General features: G+C 48.6%; 26 protein-coding genes and 1 tRNA gene. 8 read left to right on the forward strand and 19 right to left on the reverse strand.

The window, feature by feature from the left end:
• The first annotated feature begins 95 nt into the window (after window positions 1-95).
• The 4 genes from EJE48_RS06010 to EJE48_RS06025 are packed head-to-tail and all read left to right on the forward strand — an operon-like array spanning window position 96 to window position 3922.
• Window positions 96-317 carry an SHOCT domain-containing protein gene (locus tag EJE48_RS06010; RefSeq protein WP_118578966.1) on the forward strand — a complete coding sequence of 74 codons (222 nt, stop codon included), beginning with the start codon at window positions 96-98 and terminating at the stop codon, window positions 315-317.
• A 54-nt stretch (window positions 318-371) separates the two neighbouring features.
• Window positions 372-1937, forward strand: a complete 1566-nt coding sequence (locus EJE48_RS06015; protein ID WP_118578969.1) for a recombinase family protein — start codon at window positions 372-374, stop codon at window positions 1935-1937.
• Window positions 1938-2354 carry a serine integrase family protein gene (locus EJE48_RS06020; protein WP_118578972.1) on the forward strand — a complete coding sequence of 139 codons (417 nt, stop codon included), beginning with the start codon at window positions 1938-1940 and terminating at the stop codon, window positions 2352-2354. It begins immediately after the preceding gene.
• On the forward strand, window positions 2354-3922 hold the full coding sequence (locus EJE48_RS06025) for a recombinase family protein (RefSeq protein WP_118578975.1): 1569 nt from the start codon (window positions 2354-2356) through the stop codon (window positions 3920-3922). The genes EJE48_RS06020 and EJE48_RS06025 overlap by 1 nt, the downstream gene beginning before the upstream one ends.
• A 53-nt stretch (window positions 3923-3975) precedes the next feature.
• On the opposite strand, the gene EJE48_RS06030 is transcribed toward EJE48_RS06025, so the two are convergent.
• The 7 genes from EJE48_RS06030 to EJE48_RS06060 form a co-directional block, all read right to left on the reverse strand.
• A complete protein-coding gene (locus EJE48_RS06030; RefSeq protein WP_118578978.1) occupies window positions 3976-4986 on the reverse strand; it encodes a DUF4238 domain-containing protein in 1011 nt (336 codons plus the stop codon).
• A gap of 10 nt (window positions 4987-4996) precedes the next feature.
• Window positions 4997-5395 (reverse strand): 8-oxo-dGTP diphosphatase MutT, encoded by a 399-nt coding sequence (mutT, locus tag EJE48_RS06035; protein WP_118578981.1) that lies wholly within the window; start codon window positions 5393-5395, stop codon window positions 4997-4999.
• A gap of 7 nt (window positions 5396-5402) precedes the next feature.
• Window positions 5403-6158: an HNH endonuclease gene (locus EJE48_RS06040; RefSeq protein ID WP_118578984.1), complete on the reverse strand. Its 756-nt coding sequence runs from the start codon at window positions 6156-6158 to the stop codon at window positions 5403-5405.
• Between the two features lie 273 nt (window positions 6159-6431).
• Window positions 6432-7796 (reverse strand): 23S rRNA (uracil(1939)-C(5))-methyltransferase RlmD, encoded by a 1365-nt coding sequence (gene rlmD, locus EJE48_RS06045; protein ID WP_124984394.1) that lies wholly within the window; start codon window positions 7794-7796, stop codon window positions 6432-6434.
• Window positions 7771-8397, reverse strand: a complete 627-nt coding sequence (locus tag EJE48_RS06050; protein ID WP_124984395.1) for a CRISPR-associated protein Cas4 — start codon at window positions 8395-8397, stop codon at window positions 7771-7773. The genes rlmD and EJE48_RS06050 overlap by 26 nt, the downstream gene beginning before the upstream one ends.
• Window positions 8384-8683, reverse strand: a complete 300-nt coding sequence (locus EJE48_RS06055) for a hypothetical protein (RefSeq protein ID WP_124984396.1) — start codon at window positions 8681-8683, stop codon at window positions 8384-8386. The genes EJE48_RS06050 and EJE48_RS06055 overlap by 14 nt, the downstream gene beginning before the upstream one ends.
• Window positions 8680-9624 carry a 3'-5' exoribonuclease YhaM family protein gene (locus tag EJE48_RS06060; protein WP_124984397.1) on the reverse strand — a complete coding sequence of 315 codons (945 nt, stop codon included), beginning with the start codon at window positions 9622-9624 and terminating at the stop codon, window positions 8680-8682. The genes EJE48_RS06055 and EJE48_RS06060 overlap by 4 nt, the downstream gene beginning before the upstream one ends.
• A 265-nt stretch (window positions 9625-9889) precedes the next feature.
• On the opposite strand from EJE48_RS06060, the gene EJE48_RS06065 reads away from it, so the two are divergent.
• From EJE48_RS06065 to EJE48_RS06075, 3 genes are read left to right on the forward strand one after another with little or no spacing between them, the layout of a single operon-like run.
• Window positions 9890-11005 carry a stalk domain-containing protein gene (locus tag EJE48_RS06065; RefSeq protein WP_124984398.1) on the forward strand — a complete coding sequence of 372 codons (1116 nt, stop codon included), beginning with the start codon at window positions 9890-9892 and terminating at the stop codon, window positions 11003-11005.
• A gap of 9 nt (window positions 11006-11014) precedes the next feature.
• On the forward strand, window positions 11015-11662 hold the full coding sequence (locus EJE48_RS06070) for a CatA-like O-acetyltransferase (RefSeq protein WP_124984399.1): 648 nt from the start codon (window positions 11015-11017) through the stop codon (window positions 11660-11662).
• A gap of 15 nt (window positions 11663-11677) precedes the next feature.
• Window positions 11678-12103 (forward strand): DUF523 domain-containing protein, encoded by a 426-nt coding sequence (locus EJE48_RS06075; protein ID WP_124984400.1) that lies wholly within the window; start codon window positions 11678-11680, stop codon window positions 12101-12103.
• A 64-nt stretch (window positions 12104-12167) separates the two neighbouring features.
• Here the strand turns inward: EJE48_RS06075 and EJE48_RS06080 are convergent, their stop codons facing one another.
• The 6 genes from EJE48_RS06080 to EJE48_RS06105 all read right to left on the reverse strand — a co-directional run bounded on the left by EJE48_RS06080 (window position 12168) and on the right by EJE48_RS06105 (window position 18940).
• Window positions 12168-12914, reverse strand: coding sequence for an amino acid ABC transporter ATP-binding protein (locus EJE48_RS06080; RefSeq protein WP_124984401.1), 747 nt, complete (start codon window positions 12912-12914; stop codon window positions 12168-12170).
• Window positions 12904-13614 (reverse strand): amino acid ABC transporter permease, encoded by a 711-nt coding sequence (locus EJE48_RS06085; RefSeq protein WP_124984402.1) that lies wholly within the window; start codon window positions 13612-13614, stop codon window positions 12904-12906. The genes EJE48_RS06080 and EJE48_RS06085 overlap by 11 nt, the downstream gene beginning before the upstream one ends.
• An 85-nt stretch (window positions 13615-13699) precedes the next feature.
• Window positions 13700-14491 (reverse strand): transporter substrate-binding domain-containing protein, encoded by a 792-nt coding sequence (locus EJE48_RS06090; protein WP_124984403.1) that lies wholly within the window; start codon window positions 14489-14491, stop codon window positions 13700-13702.
• Window positions 14492-14761: 270 nt separating this feature from the next.
• Window positions 14762-16036 carry a chloride channel protein gene (locus tag EJE48_RS06095; RefSeq protein WP_243107973.1) on the reverse strand — a complete coding sequence of 425 codons (1275 nt, stop codon included), beginning with the start codon at window positions 16034-16036 and terminating at the stop codon, window positions 14762-14764.
• On the reverse strand, window positions 16033-18270 hold the full coding sequence (locus tag EJE48_RS06100; protein ID WP_124984404.1) for a sensor histidine kinase: 2238 nt from the start codon (window positions 18268-18270) through the stop codon (window positions 16033-16035). The genes EJE48_RS06095 and EJE48_RS06100 overlap by 4 nt, the downstream gene beginning before the upstream one ends.
• On the reverse strand, window positions 18245-18940 hold the full coding sequence (locus tag EJE48_RS06105) for a response regulator transcription factor (protein WP_118579071.1): 696 nt from the start codon (window positions 18938-18940) through the stop codon (window positions 18245-18247). Before EJE48_RS06105 ends, EJE48_RS06100 begins: the two co-directional genes overlap by 26 nt.
• A gap of 201 nt (window positions 18941-19141) precedes the next feature.
• Here EJE48_RS06105 and EJE48_RS06110 point away from each other — a divergent pair.
• Window positions 19142-19214 (forward strand) — tRNA-Lys (locus EJE48_RS06110).
• Between the two features lie 115 nt (window positions 19215-19329).
• Here EJE48_RS06110 and EJE48_RS06115 read toward each other — a convergent pair.
• From EJE48_RS06115 to pstB, 6 genes are all read right to left on the reverse strand, one after another.
• Window positions 19330-20901, reverse strand: a complete 1572-nt coding sequence (locus tag EJE48_RS06115; protein ID WP_118579074.1) for a 4Fe-4S dicluster domain-containing protein — start codon at window positions 20899-20901, stop codon at window positions 19330-19332.
• 365 nt (window positions 20902-21266) lie between these two features.
• Window positions 21267-22931, reverse strand: coding sequence for a sensor histidine kinase (locus EJE48_RS06120; RefSeq protein ID WP_118579077.1), 1665 nt, complete (start codon window positions 22929-22931; stop codon window positions 21267-21269).
• A complete protein-coding gene (locus tag EJE48_RS06125) occupies window positions 22928-23602 on the reverse strand; it encodes a response regulator transcription factor (protein WP_118580377.1) in 675 nt (224 codons plus the stop codon). The genes EJE48_RS06120 and EJE48_RS06125 overlap by 4 nt, the downstream gene beginning before the upstream one ends.
• Window positions 23603-23620: 18 nt before the next feature.
• Window positions 23621-24280: an HD domain-containing protein gene (locus EJE48_RS06130; RefSeq protein WP_016407925.1), complete on the reverse strand. Its 660-nt coding sequence runs from the start codon at window positions 24278-24280 to the stop codon at window positions 23621-23623.
• The gene (phoU, locus tag EJE48_RS06135) at window positions 24277-24939 is read right to left on the reverse strand and encodes a phosphate signaling complex protein PhoU (RefSeq protein WP_118579080.1); all 663 of its coding nucleotides are present in this window, start codon (window positions 24937-24939) and stop codon (window positions 24277-24279) included. Before phoU ends, EJE48_RS06130 begins: the two co-directional genes overlap by 4 nt.
• Window positions 24940-24942: 3 nt before the next feature.
• On the reverse strand, window positions 24943-25698 hold the full coding sequence (gene pstB, locus EJE48_RS06140) for a phosphate ABC transporter ATP-binding protein PstB (RefSeq protein WP_243107983.1): 756 nt from the start codon (window positions 25696-25698) through the stop codon (window positions 24943-24945).
• Between the last annotated feature and the right edge of the window lie 36 nt (window positions 25699-25734).

The following is a 25734-nucleotide window of genomic DNA, read 5'->3' on the forward strand; positions in this document are numbered from 1 at the left end:
TGGATAGTGGAGGCAAATAATTTTATCTTTTTTCGGCCAAACTGCTATCTCGCCTCCATTTAGTAGTGAGGAACTTCCTCAGATTGGAGGCAATTATGCAAGAGAATATCACAACATCAATTCCGGTTTCTGCTGCTCATAAGCCCATCCAGCAGGCCGATATCGAACAGGATTATAACTTCTTTCAGGCGCAGAAAGTGGCTGAAAACATGTTGGAGCTTGGACTTATTTCCTTGTCAGAGTTCAACAAATTATCGCTGAAAAATCGTGAGACATTCTCTCCATTTTGGGTGGAGATTATGCCCGAAATCCGTTGATATATAAGGCTTTCAGAGCTAATATGTGACACTAACGAAGGGAGGTGAACTACCGTGAAGAAGGTAACAAAAATCGAAGGTGCACAGAATAACATCACCATAAAAAAGAAACTCAGAGTTGCTGCCTACTGCCGTGTTTCGACAGGCAGTGATGCCCAGCTGGAAAGTCTGGAAGCACAGAAAACCCATTATGAGCGATACATCAATTCCCGTGAGGATTGGCAGTTCGCCGGTCTCTACTTCGATGAAGGTATCACAGGAACCAAGGCTGAAAAACGTCCGGAGTTACTTCGCTTGATATCAGATTGTGAAGCAAAGAAAATCGACTTTGTTATTACAAAATCTATCAGCCGCTTTTCTCGAAACACGACTGACTGCTTAGCACTCGTAAGAAAACTGCAGAGCTTGGATATTCCGCTTTTCTTTGAGAAGGAAAATATAAACACCGGCTCAATGGAAAGTGAGCTCTTCCTTGCCATTCTCAGTAGCATGGCTGAAGGCGAATCCACTTCCATTTCAGAAAACGCCAAGTGGTCCATTAAACGCCGCTTCCAAAACGGAACCTTCAAGCTCAGCTATACACCTTACGGCTACGATTGGAATGGCGAGAACATAGTCGTCAATCTAGAGCAGGCTAAAATTGTAAAAAGGATATTCGCTGATGTCCTTTCCGGCAAAGGAACTCAGGCTATTGCTGATGAATTGAATGCAGATGGTATTGCGTCCAAGAAAAACAGCAAATGGACCGCTACTACCATTCGAGCTATCCTTGCCAATGAGAAATATACCGGTGATGTTATTTTTCAGAAAACCTATACGGATGAAAACTTCAACCGCCATATCAATTATGGTGAGGTTGACCAGTACATGGCTCCAGACCACCATGAAGCGATTATCAGCCATGAGGATTTTGACGCTGCCAATGCACTGGTCGCACAAAGAGCTTCTGAGAAAGGTATCGAAAAAGGCAATGGTAAATATCAGCAGCGCTACGCATTCTCAGGAAAAATCATCTGCGGAGAATGTGGAGACACCTTTAAGCGCAGGATTCATCCTTGCACTACCTATAAATATGTAGCTTGGACCTGCAATACACATTTGAAGGACACAACTGCCTGTAGCATGAAGTACATCCGAGATGATGAGATAAAGGCCGCTTTCGTAACGATGCTGAACAAGCTAATCTACGGACATCGCCTGATACTTGCTCCTTATCTGAAAGCCCTTGAAAATTCCTCTGGCGACGAAGCTATCCAACGCATTCAACACTTGGAGCTTCTTCTGGCCCAGAATAGCGAGCAGCGAGAAACCCTGACAAAGCTGATGGCACAAGGCTATATTGACCAGATTTTATACAATCAAGAAACAAATGCCCTCCTCCTACAGGCAGAGACTTACCGCTCTGATATTGAAGCTATCACCATCTGCATGACCGGTGACTCGGCAAAGGTTACGGAAACAAACCTATTGCTCCACTTTGTGTCTCATGCCGATATGCTTACGGCCTACAGTGAGGAGCTTTTTGAAAGCTACGCAGACCACATCGAAGTAGCAAGCCGACATGAAATCCGATTTGTTATGAAATGTGGACTGACATTCACAGAAAGGATTGGTGATTAAATGGGGCACACACCCTTTGGCTATCGGATTGAAAACGGCACTGCCGTCATTGATAAACCTACTGCCACTAAGCTCCGACAGCTCTATAAGAATTATTTGAGTGGTATGTCCTTATCGAAGGCAGCTGCAGAAGCCGGAATTCCAACCTATCATGGAACCGCTAAGCGATTGATGGAAACAGCCCATTATCTTGGTGATGACTTCTACCCATCTATCATTGATAAGGACACTTACCAGAACGCGCAAGAAGAGCGTATACGCCGGGCCACTAAGCTCGGACGGAATAATAAGAAAACACAAATGAGGGAAATACAGATACCTACCCACTTTTATATGAAAGACGGTGTTGCCTTACATGATAACCCCGTCAGACAAGCGGAATACCTGTACAGCCTCATAGAAAGTGAGAGTCAATAATGGGAAATGTAATGCTGATTCCTGCGAGACGCCAAGTTGGAAGTAACGCTCGCAAGAAGGAAGAAGAAAAACCGAAGCTCCGAGTCGCAGCGTACTGCCGTGTCAGTACAGACAGCGATGAGCAGGCTACCAGCTATGAAGCTCAGGTAGAACACTATACAGAATATATTCAGAAGAACCCGGATTGGGAATTCACCGGAATCTATGCCGATGACGGCATCTCCGGCACCAACACAAAAAAGCGTGAAGAATTCAACCGCATGATTGATGACTGCAAGGCCGGTAAAATTGATATGATTATTACCAAATCCATCAGCCGATTTGCCCGAAACACTCTGGACTGTCTGAAATACATCAGAGAACTCAAGGACATGAATATTCCTGTCATATTCGAAAAGGAGTCCATAAACACGATGGATGCCAAAGGAGAAATCCTAATCACCATCATGGCATCACTGGCCCAACAGGAATCACAATCCTTGAGCCAGAACGTGAAGATGGGCATCCAGTTCCGCTATCAGCAAGGCAAAGTGCAAATCAACCACAACCGCTTCCTCGGTTACACAAAGGATGCGGACGGCAACCTTGTCATCGACCCGGAACAAGCGGAAATTGTAAAGCGCATTTATCGAGAATACTTGGAAGGCCTCAGCATGGATAAGATTGCAGCCGGTCTGGAGCGTGATGGCATTCTCACCGGAGCAGGCAAAGCTAAGTGGCATACCAGCACCATCAACAAGATTCTCCGAAATGAGAAATACATCGGTGATGCTCTTCTCCAGAAGACTTACACCACCGATTTCTTGAATAAAACCAGAGTCAAGAACAACGGCCTCATGCCTCAGTACTATGTGGAAGGTAACCACGAAGCTATTATTCCGAAGGAAATCTACCTGCAGGTTCAGGAAGAACTGGTCCGCAGGCGAGTAGTCAAGACCAGCGCCAACGGCAAGAAACGTAGCTACAGCTGCAACCACTGCTTCTCCCAAATTGTCATCTGCGGCGAATGTGGTGAAATGTTCCGCAGGCTCCACTGGAATAACCGAGGTGTCAAGTCCATCGTCTGGCGCTGCATCAGTAGGCTGGAATCCACCGGACTGGAATGCCACGCCCGAACCATCAATGAGCTGGTCCTTCAGGATGCCGTCGTCAAGGCAATCAACCAGATGCTTGGAGACAAAAGTAGCTATCAGGCACAGCTGCAGCTTAACATCGCTTCGGTTATCCGAGCTTCGCAGGCCACTTCCGTTGAGAACATTGACGAGAAGCTGATGGCCCTGCAACAAGAGCTCATCCAGAAAGCCCAGAGCAAAGAAGTCTACGACGAGATTGCTGATGAGATTTTCAGACTCCGAGAGCTCCGCCAGCAGACAATAGTCGATACTGCTACAAGGGATGAGCAAATAAAACGAATCAACGACCTGCAGGATTACATCTCCCAGCAGACCGCCCACCTCACCGAGTTCGACGAGTTACTGGTGCGACGCTGGGTCAAGCAGATAACCATCTGGGATGACCGCATCACAGTCGAACTAAAATCCGGCGTTAGCATCGATGTTGATGCATAACTCCATAGACGCACGAAACCCTCTCGACCATGCACTGGTCGGGAGGGTATTTTTTAGTTATTCAGCTGGACAACAAAATTCGCTGCATTTTTTTCAATTTCAATATTATATCTTTTTACTGCTTCATCCGTGATATGAGTAACATAAAAATTTTCATCATGTTCTGAATTTCTACCTTGCGCCATTAAAATTCTAGGCGACAAAGGTAGCACTCCTTGTAGCTTTCCATCCAGCCTTCTAAATACAAAAACAGGATTGTCACTGGTATTAAATGTCTCAGGTCCATCTGCAACAAGAAAATGAAAGGATGTATTGGATAAATTTGCCATCGCATGTGTATATATCACTCCAGAATCATTTAAATATTGACGATAAAATTTCAATAACAAATTATGTTTCATTTCTTCTGCAGCATTATCAAGCATAGGAAGTTCTCGTTCTTCTTCAGGAATGTCTATTTCATCTAAGCGAAGAACTTCCTTGCAAAGCCACTCCCATGCATCGTTAAACTGTATGTTAGATTTAATACTTCTCCAATCTAACGACGTATAAAATTTCATTAAATACTCTTTATTAGCATTGGAAATAATTCTGTCCGCCGAATTAAATATTGAATTTTCAAGTTCTGAACGAACTGTACCCCACGCATCTTCATATTTTAAAGACCATAATTCTTCTATATCTCGTATTTTTACTTTCTCTATTTCCGCTTTCAGTTTTTTCTTACTTACAACAGATCCGTCCTTTCTCTGGATCGTCCAATTATCAAAGTCGTAATAAATTTTATTCAATTCAAGATTATCAGAAACAACTACCTCTCCATAATGAACTTCTAAATCTTCGAGGCACGCAAAAATTTTATCTGCATCTTCTTTGGTTACGATGGGCATCCCAGCTACAATCGAATGATAGTTTGTTATTCCTGCTATTTTATCTTTATTTCGCTCAACTACACTTTCCTTGTTCTCAAGAAAACGTATATATAAAGTACCATTCCCGTGTTCCCATGCAGATAGGTATGTTCTTGGAATCAAATGATGATACTTTGCTTTTGTCTCACCCATTTAATCTCCTCTATTTTAAGTGTTTATTGAATAATTCTAATTTCTCAATCAATTCCATATCGGCTGGCAACCAGTCAACGCTGTATAATTCATCTTTACTAAGCCAGCGCGCGTCCTCTGCTTCTTTGAGTTTTATTTCACCCTCGGTAACATTACACCAGAAGCAATCCATACTTAAATGAAATGATGAGTAATCATATTCAATAGTGTCTATCAAATCGCCAACTTCGGTTTTTACATCAAGCTCCTCTTGAATTTCCCTTACTAAGGCTTCTTGTGGTGTTTCCCCAGGTTCGATCTTTCCTCCAGGAAACTCCCATTGGCCCTTAAATTCACCGTATCCTCTCGCTGTGGCAAAAATCTTATCTTCGCTACGAATCACTGCAGCGACAACTCTAATCGTTTTCATATCTTCCTTATATAAACTCCAGCAACTTCTTTTCCATGCAGAATTCATACCCCATCTTTTTTAATCCAACCTTATCAAACTGAACGACTATCGTTGTTCCTTCAATCGCTGTAATCTTGCCAAGGCCAAATGCTTTATGTTTCACCTGTCTTCCGACAATATCGATTGGTATTTCCATCTGCGGTTTTGGCTCTGGTTTCGGAACAATCGGTGCAACAAATACAGGCTTCTTTGTTCCTTTTTTCTTGGCAGCAGCCATCATTTTTGTATACTCAGCATCAACATTCTTACCACGATTTTCGTAGTCATCCATATCCTTAAACACGAACATTTGCGGCTTCTTTACATCATTATCTGGTACAGGCCTTATCGGGAACATCCATACTTTTCGATCATTACCATCTTCACCGGGCTGCACATCTGTGTATGGCTTGCTCACAAGTTCTATTCTTCCGCAGTAAATATATTCTCCAGCATCTATAACTTCAAACAGATGAACATCAACTCCATTATAATTAGACTCAGCCAATGTGGCATTCTGCGCCCAATGAATGTCTTGGTCGCCTGATTTGCCCATGCCCGTATAATGTAAAACCCCGCCAATCCACTTATCATGATAAAGACCTTTTGTATAATCCGATACAATAACAAGTGTATTTGTTGTTCTTGACCGGCGCATACCTCCCATATTTCCACATTTGAATATTCCAACAATATCTGCGTTCTTAATAATTTGTCCTATTTTTAGTCCAGGATTAAACATAGATACGCCTCCAATTCTTAATATCTATTCCACTGTCAAGTCTGTCTCTTAGTATCGAGTGGCTTGAACTGCGGTCAGCCTTGTTATCCATATCACTGCCACAACCCCTGACATCTAATCCACAGCCTAAACCTACCACTCAATTTCCGCTGCCTGGAAAATTCGCTTAGTAGATATGTTTCCATATAAGAAAACCGATCTTTTCGCAAGGACGCTCTGATGGCACTCACCTCGCAAAAAGCCCGGAAATACGCCGCTTTCTGGCACTTGATTTTATTTTCTTGACATCAAAACAACCGTCTCTACATGATTTGTATGAGGGAACTGGTCTACAGGCTGCACCTCGCGTGTATGGTAGCCGCCAGCCGCAAGCACAGCCAAATCCCGTGCGAGTGTCGCAGGGTTACAGGAAACATACACGACCTTTTCGGGTGCAATTTGGAGAATCGTTTCCAGCAGGCGTGCATCACAGCCCTTTCTGGGCGGGTCAACCACAACCACATCTGCCGCAATGCCCTCCTCCCGATACAGCTCTGGGATGACCTCCTCCGCCGCGCCGACGGCAAAGGCTGCGTTCGTGATACCGTTTCGCTCCGCGTTTTTCCTCGCGTCCGCAATGGCTTCGGGCACAATCTCCACGCCGAATACCTGCCTTGCCTTCCTTGCGAAGAAAAGAGAAATCGTCCCGATGCCGCAGTATAAATCCAGCACCGTTTCGTCCCCCTTTAAATCCGCCAGCTCCACAGCCTTTTTATACAGCACCTCTGTCTGCACGGGGTTCACCTGATAGAACGAAAGCGGCGAAATCTCAAATTCGATGCCGTCAAGCGAATCGGTAATCGTATCCTTCCCCCAAAGGGTGATGATTTTTCTGCCGAGGATGACGTTTGTTTTCTCCCGATTCACGTTCAGCACAATGGAGACCATGCCCTCTATCCTTTGCAGGCGTTCCACCAGCACCTCGCTGTGCGGCAGTCTTTTCCCGTTGAGTACGATGCAGACCATCACCTCACCGCTGCTTCTGCCGATGCGTGTCAGAATATGGCGGACAAGCCCTGTGTGTGTTTCCTCATCATACAGAGGAATCTGAAATTCATTCAGAAAATCGCGCACAAGGGCAACAATGGCATCGTTCCGTTCATTTTGCAGGAAGCACTGCTTGGTATCCACAATGCGGTGGCTGCGTTTGGCATAAAAGCCGACAGAGCAGCCGTCCTTGCCCTGCCCCACGGGGAACTGTGCCTTATTGCGGTAGCGCCAAGGCGCATCCATGCCGATGGCAGGTCTTACGGTCACGCCCGTAATGCCGCCGATGCGTTCGAGGTCGTCCTGCACCTCCTTTGTTTTATACGCAAGCTGCGCCGCATAGGAAAGGTGCTGCAGCTGGCATCCGCCGCACTGCTTCGCAACAGGACAGCAGGGCTCTCTGCGGTCGGGCGAGGGGGTCAGGATTTCCAGCAGCTTGCCATAGCCGAAATGCTTTCTTGTCTTTACAATCAGCACAAGGCAGGTCTCTCTGGGCAATGCCCCCTCTACAAAGACGGTATAGCCCTCTATCCGCCCGATGCCCTCGCCATTACTGCCCAGTGCAGCTATTTTGATTTCATACGTTTTATTCTTCTCTACAGGAATCATCATTTACTCCTTCTATTTCTGTTTCCGAAAACTGACAGACCGTTCCGTTGCAGACGCAGGGGCGGCAATGGGCAAAGCTCGGCTTCGGCTCTGCAATTCCATCCCGAAGCATCTGCCGCATTTCCTGCACTGCTTTCAGCACCTCCCTGCGGACGCGCGCCGTATTCTTGATTTCAAACATATAATCCCGATACACCAGCCGCCCGTATGCAGGTCTTTTGCCATAGACATCCTCCAAGATCAGGAAATACGCCGCAAGCTGCAAAAAATCGCCGTGGTGTGGCTCCTCCGCCTCACCGATGCAGCCGCTTTTCAGCTCCACGGGAACGATACGCCCCAGAAGCCGACTGCAAAAGACATAATCGGGTCTGCCCTGCAAATCGTATTTCGCGGAATACAGCAGTCTGCCGAAATCCTTGTTTTTATCCTGCTTTCGGTCGGCATACAGAAGCGCATAGCCGGGGATATCATCCCTTGCGGTCAGCTTTTTTAACGCAGGTCTGCCATGCCTGATGCACAAAAGCACCACCAGCAGCACTGCCACGCAGAGCAGCACCAAATCCGCCGTGCCGAAGCCATTTCCGATTGTTTTAACCCATTCCACTGTATTTCACCCATACATATCCGCCGAAGGCCGCCGCCGCAAACAGCAGAACGGCAATCTTCCAAGCCATCCGCCGCAGACGCAGCAGAAAATAGCTCCTCTGATGATAGCCCTCACCCTTACGGAAGTTGGCACTCATGCTATCCTCTAAATGCAGGCGTGCGTTTCTCTGTGCATAAAGCCGCCGCAGCTCCGCCCTGCCGTAGAGCCGTTCATAATACCACTGATACGGGCAGTAGTCATATTTATTGATTTCGTGCGCGGATATGGTTTCTCTTTCTATCATTTGTAATCACTCTTACGAATATTTCTGGCAAGCATACGGTGATACCCTGCCCAGCTGCCCTGTGTGTTGTCTGCGGCAAGCATTTCCTCAAACATCTTCGTTTTTGCGTCCATGTTGTCGGCGCAGTGCAAAATAAAGGCCTCGATGGTTTCGGGCACCTTGGGAGAGCCATATTCCAGCTCGCCGTGGTGGGAAAGGATGCAGTGCATCAGCAGCGTCACCAGCTTCTGCGGAAAGCCCTCGATTTTCGCCGCGGTATCCCGAATCAGCTCTGCCCCGATGAAGATATGTCCCAAAAGCTGCCCCTCATCGGTATAATCGTTTTCGGGGAAATCGGAAAGCTCCATAATCTTCCCGACATCATGCAGCATGGCGCAGGCAACGAGAATATCTCTATCCACAAATTCATAGCGTGGTGCCATAAAATCGCAGATTTGCGTGACGGAAAGCGTATGCTCCACCAGACCGCCGCGGAAGCTGTGGTGCATGGTTTTTGCCGCGGAATGATATTTGAAATCCTTGCTGATGACAGGGTGTCTGAGGAAAATTTCCTCCAGCAGCTTCTTGATATAGGGGCTTTGAATGGTCTTGATATACGCCAGCAGCTGTGTATACATTTCGTCAATATTTTTATCCGTACTGGGGATAAAATCCGCAGGGTCATATTCGCCCTCGCGGCTGCGGCGAATCCGCTTGACGTTTAACTGCAATTCGTTATTAAATGTCGTTACAAACGCATCCACCTTGATAAAATCATTCTCCTGAAAGCTCTGGATATCCTTATTCATATCCCAGACCTTCGCATCCACAATGCCTGTTTTATCCTGCAATTTTAAGGAAAGATAGGTCTTTCCGTTGCGGGATTTCATGCTTGCTCTGGATTTGCAAAGGTAATGCTCAATGACATTTTCGCCCTCTCTCAGTTCCTTGATATATTTCATGCCAATCCTCCGTTTCTATCCTTGCGGCACGCAAATTTACATAAATCACCCATTTTAGATTACCCTTCATTATACTATACTTTTACCGAATGTACCATTTGTTTTTTTCAACTTTTCCGACAAAGCAGCATTTTTTGTCCCCCTGCGGAACAAATAAAACCGTTTGCGCGTCAAACATTTAGACAAATTTAAGCCTTGCCGTCTTGGTTTTTCCCGTCAGTCATGGTAAACTAGAAGAAATTAAGCAAAAAAAGGAGGAATCTCTATGACGAAGAAATATCTTTGCGGTGTGGTTTCCGCCGCAGTTCTGATGGGCGCATGCCCTACCGCCGTTTTCGCGGCAGATTTGGAAAAGCCCCTTGATTTCCGCAGCATGACAGAGGATGCAGCGGATACGGACGCAGGCTGGGCTTGGGATGCAAGCAGCCAGACGTTGACCGTTGAAAACCTTTCCCTCACCGTTCCGCAGGGGAAGCTGGAGGAGCGCGCGGCAATTTATCTGCCCGATGAAAGCACGGTGCGTGTCAATGGCAGCAATAACAGCCTGAACACCCTTTCCTATCATTGCGACGGGATTTACTGCGAGGGTGAGCTGACCTTCGAGGGCAAGGGAAAGCTGAAAATCATGACGGACAGCTATTCCGCCAGTGCGATTTATGCAAAGCAGGGTCCTGTTACCTTCTATGACAGCGTAGAAATTGCGGCAGACCCCGATGGGCATGTCATTTATATCGAAAAGGCGAAGGGCAAAAACCCCATCATCAGCGTACAGGATGATGCAAAGGTGACCTTCCCGAAGGACAACGCCAATAAAAACAGCATTCTCGTAACGAAAAGCCCCTCCACCAAGCAGGGGGAAAACTGGTTCGATTATGCCGAAGCCTATGACGAATTTGACGATACCATTGAGCTGGTCGCAAAAAATAAGGTAAAGAAGGACGATAAAACGGACGAGAAGAAGGACGAAACCAAGACAGACGAAACCAAAACCACAAATACCTATCAGCTGACCATCGGCAAGGCGGATATTCTGAAAAACGGCGCAGTATCCCATACCGCAGACGTTGCTCCCTATATCAAAAACGGCTACACCATGCTGCCCCTGCGCGCACTGCTTGCGGTTTCCAATCCTGCACAGGAGGTAAAATGGAGCGCAACGGAAAACGCAGCCTACACCTTCGTGAATGATAAGCTGACGATGCTTACCCCCAATGCAGCAACCTATAAAAAGGGCACCGAAACCATCAAGCTTTCCACCCCCGCGGAGCTGAAGGACGGCAGATTGTTCGTTTCCCTCAGAGATTGGATGAGCCTTATGGAAATCGAAGGCACACAGCTTGACTGGAACAGCGCAACAAAAACCGTTACATTAAAATATTAAGGAGATATCATGAAACAGGCAACCTTTACCCCCTTCCCTGCCGATTGGGCAAGGAGCAGTCATTTTCAATATTACACCAAGGGCTTTGTCAAATCCGTCAACAGTATGACGGTGCGGATAGATGTGACGCATTTTCTGGCAGAGGTGAAGCGGCGCAATCTGAAATTTTTCCCTGCCTTTGCCGCCCTGACGGGACAGGTCGTTGCGTCCATCCCCGAAATGTGTACCGCCGTGGACGAGAACGGCACCCCCGGCTATTATTCCTACCTCAACCCGAATTTCACCATCTTCCACGAGGATGACAAGACCTTTTCGGATGTTTGGAGCGAATATGATGCGGATTTTGACACCTTTTATCGAAATCTGGTCGCAGACGCGGAGCAGTATCATGATAAAAAGGGCATCAAGGTGAAGGAGGGACAGCCTGCGAATTTCTTCTGCATCTCCTGCGTGCCATGGCTCGATTATACGGCGTATTGCCCCGTTAATTACGGCGGCGCGCCCAATCTTTTCCCGCTTCTCACCTTCGGGAAATATACCGAGGCGGACGGCGCATTTACCCTCCCCCTCACGCTTACCATCAGCCACGCCTGCATGGACGGCTACCATCTTTCCCTATTCTTCCACACATTGCAGCAGCAGCTGAATTGCTTTTAAGAGGGGGGAATATTTATGAAAATCGCAGTCAGTGCCTGTCTTTTGGGGCGAAATTGCAAATATAACGGCGGCAACAACCGCAGTCAGGCGGTTCTGGATTTCCTCAAGGGGCATGTGGTTATCCCCGTCTGTCCGGAGGTGACGGGCGGTCTGCCTGTGCCCCGTGTGCCTGTGGAGCTTAAGGGCGGACGTGCCATCAACAAAAACGGCGAGGATGTGACCGCATATTTCCGCCGCGGCGTAGAGCAGACCATGGCGCGCCTTTCGGCAGAGGAAATCGACCTTGCCATCTTGCAGCCGCGCAGTCCCTCCTGCGGATGCAGAGAGATTTACGACGGCTCCTTTTCCGGAAAAAAGATTTCCGGCAAGGGGCTGTTTGCCCAAGCCCTTGCGGATGCAGGGATTCCGCTGCAATCCGCAGAGGAACTCGAAAACATATAAAAAGAAGCGAAGGAAGCTCCCTTTTTGGGGAATACTCCTTCGCTTTTTTGTTTCTTTTTTATGCTTACAGCACCTTTGCCAAGAACTGCTGCAGTCGCTCACTTTTGGGATTTTCAAAAATATCCTTGGGGCTGCCCTCCTCGACCTGCTTGCCGTCCGCCATGAACATCACACGGGTTGCAACTTCTTTTGCAAAGCCCATTTCATGCGTTACCACAACCATCGTCATGCTATCATTCGCCAGCTGCTTCATAACATCCAGCACCTCGCCGACCATTTCAGGGTCAAGCGCGGAGGTGGGCTCGTCAAACAGCATCACCTCAGGCTCCATGCAAAGCGCACGCACAATGGCGATACGCTGCTTCTGTCCGCCCGAAAGCTGAGAGGGGTACGCATTCGCTCTGTCCTCCAGGCCGACACGCTTGAGCAGCTCCATAGCCTTTTCCGTTGCCTCGGCTTCGCTCTTTTTCAGAAGCTTCATGGGTGCAATCGTCATGTTTTTCAAAATCGTCATGTGGGGGAAAAGGTTAAAATGCTGGAACACCATCCCCATTTTCTGCCTGTGGACATTGATGTTTGTTTTTTCATCCGTAATATCCGTCCCCTCAAAGAGGATATGTCCGCCTGTCGGCACCTCCAGAAGGTTCAGACAGCGCAGGAAGGTGGATTTGCCGGAGCCGGAAGGTCCGATGACAACAACAACCTCGCCCTTTTTGATTTCCGTATTGATGCCGTCCAGTGCCTTAATCGCACCGCCCTTATAATATTTCTGTAAATTTTCAACCTTAATCAGTGTTTCCTTAGCGCTCACTGTCTCTCAGCCTCCTTTCCAGAATCCCAACCAGCCATGTGAAGAACATTACCATCACCAGATAAATCACCGCAACGCCAATCAGCGGCATGAATGCCTGGAAGGTACGGCTGCGGATGATATCGCCGCCCTTTGTCAGGTCTGCCAGACCAACGTAGCCGGCAACAGAGGTTTCCTTCAGCAGCACAATAAATTCATTTGCCAGTGCAGGCAGTACGTTTTTGAACGCCTGCGGAATGATGATATAGCGCATGGTCTGCACATAGTTAAAGCCAAGACTGCGCCCTGCCTCAAACTGCCCCTCATCAATGGACATAATGCCGCTGCGGAAGATTTCCGCAACATACGCCGCGGAGTTGAAGCCGAACGCCAGCACCGCAACCAGCACCTTATTCGTGGAGGATACCAGAACGATGAAGTACATAATCATCAGCTGTACCACCACAGGTGTCCCACGGATGACGGTCAGATAAATCTTACAGATAAAATTCAGCAGAACCACAATAAATTTACTGAAGCCGCGCATCGAGCTTTTGTTTTTATCGTATGTAGAGCGAATGATTGCGATAATCACGCCAAGCGCAATGCCCAGAAGCACCGCAAAAAAGGTTACCTCAAGCGTAACCTTGAGCCCGTCCACAATGTAGTGCCAACGCCCGTCATCAATAAAGTTGAATATGAATTTCTCTTTCAGGCTCATTCCAAAAATTCCTCCCTTGCTTTTCCTGTAACCATAAAACAGGGGTGACGTTTTTTGTCACCCCTGAAAGCATTTCGCCTTGAAATTATTCAGCGCTGATGTATTTATCAATAATTTTCTGAATCGTGCCGTCTGCTGTCAGCTCAGCCAGTGCTGTGTTGATTTTTTCTGTCAGAGGGCTGTTCTTCGGCAGGCAGATTGCATAATCCTCTACTGCATATTCTGTATCCAGAATTTTCAGACCTTCATTTGCCGCAACGAAGGATTTTGCAGGGTTGTTATCGATAACAACGCAGTCGATTTTGCCCTGTGTCAGCGCAAGAACTGCGTCTGCGCCCTTCTGGAAGCGTTCTACCGTACCCAGACCTGCGCCTTCGATGTCATCTGTTGTATACAGGTCACCGGTAGTACCTGTCTGTACGCCGATTTTATGATTTGCGCCTTCTGCGAACAAATCATCCACAGATTTGATATCGGAGCCTTCCTTTACGATGATTGCCTGCACGCCTGTTGCGTAGGTATCGGAGAAGTCTACGCTTTTCAGACGATCCGGTGTTACTGTCATGCCTGCCATACCCATGCTTGCCTTACCGCTTGTTACCGCAGGAATGATGGAATCAAATTCCATATCCTCGATTTTGAAATCCATGCCCAGCTTATCTGCCAGTGCCTGACCGATTTCCGCATCAATACCGACAATATCCTGACCTTCGTAATATTCATACGGAGGGAATGTTGCGTTTGTTGCCATAGTGAGTGTTTCCTTTTTTGCATCTGCGCTGTCATCTGTTGCCGCATCGCCGCCGCAGCCTGCCAGAGAAGTCATCATTGCAAATACCATTGTTGTAGCCAGAAGGCCCTTCATAAATTTCTTCATTGTCCTCTTCCTCCTAAAAATGATTTTCTTCTGTAATATTTGATATTGGAATTATACTATTTAAGTGCATAAAATACAATAATCATTTTTCACAATAAATTATTTTTTTCTCTTCCCTTTTTATAAAATATATACAGAACCGCAATATTTTCAAGGGAAACAACCGTTTCTGTCTGCGGCTTTTGCAGGATGCAGCACAAAATGCAATATAAAAAAATGTATAAAATACTGCATAAAATTATTTTATTCATTTTTATTCAATGCACCCTTTTAATGCACATTCTTATTGATAAACTCCGGCTCTACCTTGGAATACATAATCTTCTGCTCGGTATACAGCCCGTAATAGCCGGAAAGCATGTAGCTGACCGCACAGCAGAGTGCATAATATGCCATTCCATGAAAGCCGAACACCTCAATGCAGAGCATGATGGACGCAAGCGGGCAATTCGTTACGCCGCAAAATACCGCCGCCATGCCGAGCGAAGCCGCAAACGGCGCGGAAAGCCCAAGCAATGGCCCTGCCACACAGCCGAAGGTTGCCCCGATGAAGAAGGAGGGCACAATTTCGCCGCCCTTAAAGCCTGCGCCTAAGGTCAGCGCGGTAAAAAGAATCTTGAGCAGGAATGCCTCCGCCTTCGCATCCCCCTGCAATGCCTGCGTGATGATATTCATGCCTGCGCCGTTGTAATCCCTGCACCCGACAAGATAGGTTGCCGCAATGACGATGCAGCCGCCGCAAAACACACGCACAAAGGGATTTTTGAATATCCTGCGATATGCACCCCCGATATGCTCCATCACAATGCAGAACAGCACACTCAGTATCGCGCAGAGCACGCCAAGCACCGCCGCCCGAAAGCAGTTTTCCAAGCCGACCGCTGCCGGAATATGTGCGATGGAAAAGGTAGTCGGCGCAATCCCGACAGCCTGCGAAAGCCCTGCCGCAACGAGTGCCGAAATGATGCACGGCACAATGGCGGAATAGTGCATGACCCCAACGGTGATAACCTCCATCGCGAAGATGACAGAGGTCAGCGGTGTGCCGAAAAGCGCCGCAAAGCCTGCCGCCATGCCGCACATCGTCATGATGCGCCCCTCCCGCTCATTCAGCTGAAACATTCGCCCGAAGCTGGAGGCAATGCTGCCGCCCAGCTGGAGTGCCGCGCCCTCTCTGCCTGCCGAGCCGCCTAAAAGATGCGTCACAACGGTGCTGAAAAAAATCAGCGGTGCAGTTCTTAGCGTCACAGCTTCATTTGCACGCACCGCAACCAGAATAAAATTCGTTCCTCTGTCCTTCTCCTGTCCTGCCAGACGGTAGGCAAGCACAATCGCCAGACCGCCGAAGGGCAGCAGCCAGAGCAGCATTGGGTGCGCAGTGCGAAATTCCGTTGCCCATTCCAGTGCAAGGTGGAACGCAATCCCCACCAGCCCAATCACAAAGCCGATGCAGATGCCGCCGCAGCTCCACATCACGAAATGCGCAAAATTGTTTTCGCTCACATCAAAATGCTTCTGGTATTTTTTATAAAACGCGTTAATCACAGCGTATCCACCTCATTTTCCTCCTCCTCATCCTCCTCCCACAGAGGAATACTTACGATTGCCTTGAATAAATCGCCATCCACCTGAATCCCGAAGGTGCCGCCCTGTATTTCCGCAAGGCTCTGCGTGATGGAAAGCCCCAGACCGCTCCCCTCCGTGGTGCGGGAGGCATCGCCGCGCACAAAGCGCTCCGTCAGTCTGGTTTCGTCAAAATCAATCGGCGTTGCGGAAATGTTTTTCATAACCAGCACGCCGTAGCCGTCCATTTTGAAAATATCCACATAGATACGGGAATTGCGCATGGCGTATTTTATCACATTGGACAGCAGATTTTCCAGTATCCGCCACATGTGTCCGCCGTCCGCATCAATAAAGACAGGCTCGTCACAGCTGAGCTTAAACGTCAGCCCTGCCGCATTTGTTTTATCCTCCAGCTCGCCCATCGCCTGTAGGGTCAGCTGCTTATAATCCACGCGCATTTTTGCAACGGTCAGATTGCCACTGGAAGCCTTGCTCGCCTCAATCAAATCCTCAATCAGGTGCTTTAATCGGTAGGATTTTTCATACAGCACGGCAATAAAGCCCTTCGCGCGCTCGTTTTTCAGGTCTTCGTGCTTCAAAAGCTCCACATAGGAAATGATGGAGGTCAGCGGCGTTTTCAAATCATGCGAAACATTCGTAATCAGCTCCGCCTTCATCCGCTCGCCCTTCACGGCATCATCCACGGCATTTTTGAAGCCCTCCTGAATATTCGCCACATCCTCCGCAAAATTCAGGAACGAGGGCGAAATCCTATTCAAATCTAATTGATAAGAAAAGTTCCCCTTTGCGCTTTCCTTTACGGAAATCATAATCTCCTTCAAGGAACGCAGCGCGCGCACAAACCAGTACATGCAAAGCCCATTGAAGCACACAAGCCCCACGCCTGCCAGAACCGCCAGCTCCGCGTAGCCGTAATACGGTGCCATCACCATTACGCCCATGATGACGCAGTTGCCCAGCGCATAGCAGAGCATGACAATCACCATCCAGCCGCGGAAGGTGCTGCCTGTGAAAAGCTCGCTCATCCTGCGGATGGAAACGGAAATCCATGTATTGCGGAAAAAGCTTTTATTTTTCAGCTGCCTTGCAACAGAAAGCAGATAATTCAGCAGAATTGCCGCCGTCACCAGATAGAGCACGCCCAGAATGGTCGCGAAAACGTAATTCCAGAACAGCACCGCTCCCTGCCTTATGGTATCCACAAGGGTATGCGCCGTAAAGCCCGCAATGCAGCCAAAAAGTGCCACCAGCAGGAAATGCACCTCGTTATACAGCCGGTCTACTATGCCAAGCTGAATTTTGCCGTGCCGCTCCGTCTGCCCTGTCACCCGCACCAGATAGATGACGGAAAGCAGCATCCCCAGAAGGGAAACCGCCGAAACACAGGAAAGAATCGGGATGCTCTTTTTTGCGAAGCCGAAGCCCTGCCACAGGTCGTAAAATTCATCCCCCGGCAGCAGAGGGTCGCGAATCGCGCCGTAAAATTTGAAATTGCTCTTTTCCAGAACAGGATTCTCGTAGGTATCAAAATAATACGGATTTTCGCCCAGATGGTCGCTGCTAAAGCCTGAGGAAAGCACAAGCGTGCGCGCCTCCTGACTGATTTCGCCCTTCGTGGCATTGCCGCCGACAACATTGCCGTTTTCATCCTCTACATAATATAGGAAGTTTCTGACCCCCTCCAGATAGCGGATGCAGTTTTTATATTCATCCAGCTGTCTTTGGATATACATTTTATAATAGGCAGGCAGACGGCTTTCCACCAGATTCCGATATTCCTCCAGATTTCTTTGCAGGCTTGCGGGAATCTCTCCATGCAGAATCAGCCCGTCATAGGCGGCATTGATTTCCGTATTGGCTGTAATCATGCCGTCGATAATGCCGTAATAGCGCTTGAAGCTGTTCAGCAGGTCATTGCGGTCAACCGCTGCGCCCTTGGAAACGCGGTCTTCATTCTGATAATAAATATCCGCCTGCACCGCTCGGTCAAGCGTGCGGCTGAAAGCCTCGCGGAATTCCTCCGTATCATAGACCGTATCCGCATTGATGACATTCCAGCTCCAGTTTCTGGAAATATTCACGCCCACAATGCCGCAGAAGAAAATCGACACCGCAAAGGTGAAAAACAGAACCACCGCAACTCCCTTATATCTCAGTCGATACAGCTTAGATTTTTTCGATTTTGTAGCCAATCCCCCACACCACCTTCAGATATCTCGGTTCCTTCGGGTTAATTTCGATTTTCTCCCGAATCCGCCGAATATGTACGGAAACGGTATTTTCCGGCGAAAAGGAGGATTCATTCCAGACCCTTTCGTAAATCTCATCAATCGAAAATACCTTCCCTGCGTTTTCCATCAGCAGCTGCAAAATGCCATATTCCGTCGCCGTCATCTTCACCAGCTTGCCATTTACGCGCACCTCCTTCGCGTCCTTATCCAGCTCCACATCCCCGATACGAATCACGTTATTCTTCTCGGCAATGCTGCCCAAGGAGGTATAGCGGCGCATCATGCTTTTCACGCGCGCCAGAAGCTCCAACGGGTTGAACGGCTTGGTAATATAATCATCCGCGCCGAAATTCAGCCCCAGCACCTTATCCGTATCCTCGGATTTCGCGGAAAGCATCAAAATGGGAATATTGCAGATTTCCCTGATTTTCACCGTTGCTTGCAGCCCATCCAGCTGCGGCATCATAATATCCAGTATAATCAGATGAATTTCGTTTTCCTCCAACGCCTTCAGTGCCTCCAAGCCGTTATACGCCTTAATGACACGATAGCCGTCCTGCTTCAGATATATTTCTATCGCATCCACAATGCTGTGGTCATCATCACAAACCAGAATGTTAAATTCTTCCATTTCCTATGCCTCCTTTACACATTTTTTATAGCATATCATGTTTTTCCGACAAAAAAAACTGCTTTCTCTTACGATTTCTTTAAGGTTCGGAAAAAATACGCCCCAAAGCCGCGCAGAATTTGCACAAATAAAAAAACTTCCGCTTTTCCCAAAAAAGCTGTTGACAAAACCCGTCTCCTGCGATATACTAATTTCTGTTGCGGGTCATTAGCTCAGTTGGTAGAGCACTGGACTTTTAATCCAGGTGTCCCGGGTTCGAGTCCCGGATGACTCATTTCAGACCGAGGTTTTCGCTTCGGTCTTTTTTATTTTCCTTTTATGCAAAAAATCCCCGAACCCAAGCGTTCTGCTTGAAATTCGGGGTTATTTTTATGCTGTATACAAAGGGGTTATTCCATCTCGCCCTTCGCAATCGCTTCCTTTTTCGCTTTTGCGGTCGCCTGCTTCTTGGCTTTTTTCTCGCCTGCGGTAACCTCCTTCATTTTTTCCAACTCAGGAAATTCACGTTCCATATTCACGCCTGCCATATCATAGCCGCGAATCCCTTCCATTGGGTTATCCGTCAGCGCAAGGCGGCTGAAATCATTCACTCGCTGAATCCCTCTCTGGTCATGAAAGATGGACGCTGCGCCGTTTGTGCAGCCACCCTTGCACGCCATGCCTTCAATGAGGTTTTCCTCCAATCTGCCGAAGGATGCCAGCTTCATGGTTTTGATACATTCCTCAATGCCGCTGCAGCGGATGGGGTTGATTTCCGTTTCAATGCCCTCCAGCTTTGCCACACGGCGCACGCTTTCCGCCACGCCGCCCGTTCTTGCAAAAATCCGTCCGTAGGAGGAGGGCTCCCCTGCGGTAATCTCCGGCATTTCCGCCAGCTCCAATCCTCTTGCGTCAAGGATGGCACGCAGCTCCTCAAACGTCAGCACATAATCCACTGCGCCCTTTACGTCATCCTGCTTGATTTCGACCTTTTTCGCCGTGCAGGGCCCGATAAAGACGATACGCGCCTTTCTATCCTTCGCGCGGATGGCTCTTGCCATGGCAATCATGGGAGAAACCACGGTGGACACATGATCCATATATTCGGGGTGATTTTTTCTCACATATTCCACAAAGGCAGGACAGCAGGAGGTTGTTTTCCATTTCTTTTCCTCAATGGTTTCCACAAATTCCTTTGCTTCCTCAACGGAAACCATATCACCGGCAATCGCCGCCTCAACCACATCATAGAAGCCAAGCTCCTTAATGCCGGCAAACACCTGCCCAACCTTGATGCCTGTATACTGGCTGGCAACCGCAGGCGCAACCACCGCATAAACGTGATAGCTTGTGTTGTTCCAGGAATCGCGCAGAAGATTCAGCACGTTCATAACAAAGGATTTATCCACAATCGCACCGAAGGGGCACTGCTGCACGCAGGCACCGCAGGAAATACATTTATCATGGTCAATCATCGCTTTTCTGTTTTCATCCATCTTGACCGCATTGACGGAGCAGGCACGCATGCACGGACGCATGACCTCACTGATGGCACCAAAGGGACAGACCTGCTTGCAGCGTCCACATTCGATACACATTTCCTGATTGATGTATGCTCTGTGGTTTACAATGGAAATGGCGTGCCTCGGACAATTCTCCTGACATTTATGCCCCAGACAGCCGCGGCAGGAATCGCTGACCACGAAACGGTCAATCGGACATTCATCACAGGCGGAATCCAGCACGTTGATTACACGGTCGCCCTCTGTCGGCTCCAGAACCAGACGCACACGGTCCTCAATAATATGGCGCTCCTTATAAATACAGCAGCGGAAGGATGCCTTTGGCCCCGGAATGATCGCTTCCGCAATCTCCTTTTCCATATTGATTTCCTTATCCAGCTCCCCATTGAAGAAGCGGCTCGCGCATTCCCTGTTTACCAGATATTTGATGTACTGTACATTACTTTCAAACTTGCTCATAACCTTCACCTTTTTTTCTAATATACTACCCAACAAAAGCGCACGTCCAAAAGGTGTACCCTGATATGCGGAACCATACGCTCATTTCCCCTAAAATTGCTCCTCATATTCTCACTCTCGCTATCATTCTAGCACAACCTTATTTCGCATGCAAGATAATGTATACAGAAAACCAACCAAAGATTTCCACCTCCTTTCCCCTGTTTTTTATGCTTTTCCGATGGGTCGGCACGCCGGTTACTTTGTCTAATTCGCCCATTTTTTCACCGGAGACAGAACCCCCTCCCCATGCGTTTTCACTCCACGAAAAAAACCCCTCTCCTGAGGAAAACAGAGAAGGGGTTTTCAGTATGTTTTTCGTATATTCAATTTATTGAATATGGCAGGGAAATCTCAATGCTTGTCCCATTTCCGATTTCACTCTCGATAAAAATTTTTCCGTTATGCAGTGCCGCACCATGTTTGACAATAGAAAGCCCTAAGCCTGTGCCGCCGTTTTCCGCAGAGCGGCTTGCGTCCACACGGTAGAATCTCTCGAAAATCCGCCCCTGCTCCTCCTTCGCAATGCCGATGCCCGTATCCCTTACGGTAAGGGAAATCCTGTCCGCCTTCTGCTTCAGGGTGACAAAAACCGCGCCGCCCTCCTTGTTATAGCGAATGGCATTATCGCAGAGATTGTATATCATTTCGGAAAGCACCTGTTTCACGCCGCGAAACAGAATCGGTTCGGTCTCCGCCGAAAGGGTTACGCGCTTCCTTTCCGCCGCAGGCTGTAAGCGTTCGCATGCCTCCTGCACCAGTGCATCCAGTTCGACCTCCTCCTCGCAGAGGCTCGTGTCCTTTTCGTCCAGCTTGGAAAGCTTGATGATATCCTGCACAAGCGCAATCAGCCGCTGCGCCTCGTCATAAATCTTTTCTGCGAATTTTCCCATATCCGCAGGCGGCACCATGCCGTTTTTCATAATCTCCGCAAAGCCGGAAATCGAGGTCAGCGGTGTTTTCAGCTCATGGGAAACATTGGCGGTAAATTCGCGCCGCAGCTGCTCGCGCTCCTCCTTTTCCGTTGCATCCAGAAGCACCAGAATCATGCCGGCAACCTCCTCCTCCCGAAAAACGGGGTTTGCGAAAATCTGGCAGATTCTGCCGTTTGCCTCCAGCCGCTCCTCTCGATGCGCCCCTGCCAGCGCGCCCTCCACACTGCGGCGCACAGCAGCACTGCGGTTCAGAGAAAAAATATTTTCGCCCTCCGTTACGGCATCCACGCCCAAAAGCGTTTTCGCCGCGGCGTTATAGGAAAGAATATCCCCCTCGCCATCCATCACAAGCAGACCCTCCTGCATATTCGAGGTAATCGTATCGAATTCCTCTTTTCTGCGCTTCAGCTCTGCCATCTGGCGGTGAATTTCCCGATTCTGCACGGCAATTCGCCGCAAAAGCGGGGTCAGCTCCTCATAAACCTCCGCCTGCTCGGGATGCTCCAAATCAATCTCATTGATGGGGCTTGTGATATTTTTTGCCGTGCGGAAGGCAAGAAAAACGGAAACCGCCATCATCATTGCCAGAATCAGCACCAACGGAAATGCCATCGTCAGAAATACCGCAACCACGCTCATCGTTTCCACGGAAAGCCGCAGAATCGTCCCATCTGTCAGCCGTTCCGCATGGTAAAGCGTCTGTCCGGAAAGCGTTGCGGAAATGCGCTTGCTGTTGCCCTCGCCGCTTTGCATGGCCTCCTTTATTTCCTCACGGTCGCCGTGATTCTCCATTTCGGATGCATCCGCGGAGGAATCATACAGCACTGTCCCATCTGCATCAACCCAAGTGATTCTCGTTTCTGCGTCCTTGATTTTCTCCAGATACCGCACGCCGTCCGTTTCAATGCCACAGGCAATATATTCTGTCTCTCTTTGCAGCTTTTCCGTCGTTTCCTCCGCGGAAAACTGATACATCATCCCCATAGTCAGCAGGGAAACGGCAAGCATAACTGCCGCCGCCACCAGAAAAATTGCCCGAAAAATGCGATTCGTCATATATTTCCACCTACTTTATAGCCTACACCGCGCACCGTTTCGATATATTCGCCGCATTCCCCCAGCTTCTGCCGCAGAGTACGAATATGCACATCCACAGTACGGCTTTCTCCATCAAAGCCATAGCCCCAGATGCGGTTTAAGAGCTGGTCTCTCGTCAGCACGCGTCCCTTGTTTTCCAGAAGCAGACAAAGCAAATCGAATTCCTTGAGCGTCAGCGTGACCTCCTGCCCTGCCGCATATACCTCGTGCCTTGTTTTATTCACAGAAAGCGTGCCAAGGCGGTAGACCTCCTCGCTCTCTGCCTGCTCCGTGCGGCGCAGCAGTGCCTTCACCCTTGCCAGAAGCTCCATCATGCCGAAGGGCTTCGCCACATAATCATCCGCGCCGCTGTCCAGTCCCAGCACCTTATCATATTCACTGCTTTTTGCCGTCAGAAGCAAAATCGGCAGCCTTGCGGTCTGCGGTGCCTGTCTCAATTTCTTCAAGATACTGATGCCGTCCTCCTCCGGCAGCATCAGGTCAAGCAAAACCAAATCCGGTCGTCTTTCGGCACAGGCGCGCCAAAAAGCAGAAGGTCTCTCAAAGCCTTCCGCCTCAAATCCCGCGCTGTGCAGCGTATACGCCACCAACTCGCGGATACTGTTGTCATCTTCTACCAAATAAATCAGCATGGGATCTCCTCCACCTCAAATCAAAGATTGTTCGTTAATCATCAGCTTAAATTGCAGTCCCAGCTTTTCCGCCGCCTTACGGCACAGCACCATTCGTTCCAGAAAGATTTCAAAATAATCCATCACAGAGCCATAATGCGTATCAACCGATAATTTCAGCTTAATCAGGCTATGCTCACGGTTGATTTTCAAAAGGGACTTTTCTACAGAGTAATTGACTCTGTCATGGATGTCAAAGGTTTTTTTCTCAGGATTGCGCACACGGCTGCGGCGCACGTCGCTTTTATCCGCCAGAATCAGCGCTGCCGCAATGGCATTGACGGGTACGCCCGTCCCTTCATCATGGTTGCCGATGGCGGCTACAATCGTCGCAATATCCGCCGCAGGCATATCCATCCTGTCCAGAATACGGAACGCCATCACTGCGCCGCTCTGCGAATGCTCCGCGCGGTTGACCAGATTGCCGATATCGTGCAGATATGCCGCAATCATGCCCAGCTCCACCGCATGTGCGGAAAACCCAAGCGTTTCCAGAATATATTTCACCGATTCCGCTACCTTCGTCACATGCGCAAAGGAATGTTCCGTAAAGCCAAGCGCCGCAAGGGCTTCATCCGCACTTTGGATATAGGTGCGGATGTCCTCATTTTTTCGTATTTCCTCATAGGTAATCATGCACGTTCCTCCTCCGCGATAACATGCTGCCCCGTGATGGAGAATTCTACCCACTCTGCAATATTTGTTGCATGGTCACCGATTCTTTCCAGATATTTTGCAATCATCAGAAGGTCAATGCAGAATTCGCCGTTTTCCCGATTTTCGAGAATCAGCCGAATCAGCTCCTCCTTCACCTTATCAAACAGACCATCCACCACATCATCATACTGCATAACAGAACGCGCCAGTGTCAAGTCCTTTTTCACAAAGGATTCCACTGCATCCGTTACCATCTTTACCGTTGCGCGTGCCATTTCCTGAATATGCAGCTTGCTCTGCGTATCCTGTGCGCCGAGCGTTAGCATGATTTCCGCAATATCCCCTGCCTGATCACCGATACGCTCCATATCGGAAATCATTTTCAAGGCGGAGGAAATCGTCCGCAAATCCCTTGCTACCGGCTGCTGCTGCAAAAGCAGACGCATGCAGAAGGTTTCAATATCACGCTCCATGTGGTCAATCTCGTTATCCTTTTCAAAGACCATCTGCACCACCGTGCGGTCATATTTCATCAGGGCAGAAACAGAAGCCGTAATTGCTTCCTCGCATAATGCCCCCATTTTAATCAGCTCTACATTTAATTGCTCCAGCTGAGCATCAAAACGACTGCGTACCATAGCTTAACCAAACCTCCCCGTAATGTAATCCTCTGTTCTCTTGTCTCTCGGGATGGAGAACAGCTGCTCCGTATTGTCATACTCCACAACCTCGCCCAGCAGGAAGAAAGCGGTGTTATCCGAAATACGGGTTGCCTGCTGCATATTATGCGTTACCATAATAATGGTATAATCCTCCTTCAGCTTCAATGCCAGCTCCTCAATACGAGAGGTGGAAATAGGGTCAAGGGCGGAGGTCGGCTCATCCATCAGAAGCACCTCCGGCTGCACCGCCAAGGCTCTGGCAATGCAAAGCCGCTGCTGCTGCCCGCCGCTCATGCCGAGGGCGTTCTTTTTCAGTCTGTCCTTCACTTCATCCCAGATGGCGGCATCGCGCAGTGCCTTTTCCACAATCTCATCCAGCTTTACCTTGGAACGGATGCCATGCGTTCTCGGCCCATAGGCAATGTTATCATAAATGCTCATCGGAAACGGGTTCGGCTTCTGGAACACCATGCCGACTCTGCGCCGCAGCAAATTCACATCCATGCCCTTATAGATATCCTCGCCGTCCAGAAGCACCTGCCCTGTGATGCGGCAGCCCTCAATCAAATCATTCATACGGTTCAGGCTCTTGAGCAGAGTGGATTTGCCGCAGCCGGAGGGCCCGATGAATGCCGTAATTTCCTTTTCCGGCAGCTCCAGATTGATGTTTTTCAGCGCATGAAAATTACCATAATATAAATCCAGATTGGATACAGATAGCTTTGTCTGATTCATACTTTTTTCCTTTTCTTTCATTTCTCTTTTCACTTC

The organism is Anaerotignum faecicola (genome assembly GCF_003865035.1).
Taxonomy (GTDB): domain Bacteria; phylum Bacillota; class Clostridia; order Lachnospirales; family Anaerotignaceae; genus Anaerotignum_A; species Anaerotignum_A faecicola.